The following is a 690-nucleotide window of genomic DNA, read 5'->3' as shown; positions in this document are numbered from 1 at the left end:
AGGTCCCGTAGTGTAGCGGTTATCACGTCGCCCTGTCACGGCGAAGATCGCGGGTTCGATTCCCGTCGGGACCGTTTAAGGTAACGCAAGTTATTTTAGACTCGTTAGCTCAGTTGGTAGAGCAATTGACTTTTAATCAATGGGTCACTGGTTCGAGCCCAGTACGGGTCATATATGCGGGTTTGGCGGAATTGGCAGACGCACCAGATTTAGGATCTGGCGCTTAACGGCGTGGGGGTTCAAGTCCCTTAACCCGCATTAAGATATAATAAATGAGCCGGCTTAGCTCAGTTGGTAGAGCATCTGATTTGTAATCAGAGGGTCGCGTGTTCAAGTCATGTAGCCGGCATTTTTAGATAGAAGAAAACAGTGCGAACGTAGTTCAGTGGTAGAACACCACCTTGCCAAGGTGGGGGTCGCGGGTTCGAATCCCGTCGTTCGCTTAGAGAGGCCGGGGTGGCGGAACTGGCAGACGCACAGGACTTAAAATCCTGCGATTGGTAACGATCGTACCGGTTCGATTCCGGTCCTCGGCATAAACTAATGAGCACCCTTAGCTCAACTGGATAGAGTACCTGACTACGAATCAGGCGGTTAGAGGTTCGACTCCTCTAGGGTGCATTTTTCTATTTAACTCGGGAAGTAGCTCAGCTTGGTAGAGTACTTGGTTTGGGACCAAGGTGTCGCAGG

At 50.9% G+C, this 690-nt stretch carries 7 tRNA genes; all 7 read left to right on the top strand.

The features are described from left to right. Position 1: 1 nt before the first annotated feature. The 7 genes from NMM26_RS09570 to NMM26_RS09540 all read left to right on the top strand — a co-directional run bounded on the left by NMM26_RS09570 (position 2) and on the right by NMM26_RS09540 (position 621). Positions 2 to 74, top strand: a tRNA-Asp gene (locus NMM26_RS09570). 24 nt (positions 75 to 98) lie between these two features. Then, positions 99 to 171 (top strand) — tRNA-Lys (locus NMM26_RS09565). Between the two features lie 5 nt (positions 172 to 176). After that, positions 177 to 258: transfer RNA gene (locus NMM26_RS09560), tRNA-Leu, on the top strand. 18 nt (positions 259 to 276) lie between these two features. Next, a tRNA-Thr gene (locus tag NMM26_RS09555) sits at positions 277 to 349 on the top strand. 22 nt (positions 350 to 371) lie between these two features. After that, positions 372 to 443: transfer RNA gene (locus NMM26_RS09550), tRNA-Gly, on the top strand. Between the two features lie 7 nt (positions 444 to 450). Further along, positions 451 to 536: transfer RNA gene (locus tag NMM26_RS09545), tRNA-Leu, on the top strand. A gap of 11 nt (positions 537 to 547) precedes the next feature. Next, positions 548 to 621, top strand: a tRNA-Arg gene (locus NMM26_RS09540). Positions 622 to 690 lie beyond the last annotated feature (69 nt).

Source organism: Streptococcus sp. CF7_Ac1-8 (assembly GCF_024295435.1).
GTDB classification, from domain to species: domain Bacteria; phylum Bacillota; class Bacilli; order Lactobacillales; family Streptococcaceae; genus Streptococcus; species Streptococcus mitis_AP.
This window is presented reverse-complemented; position numbering and strand designations above follow the sequence as displayed.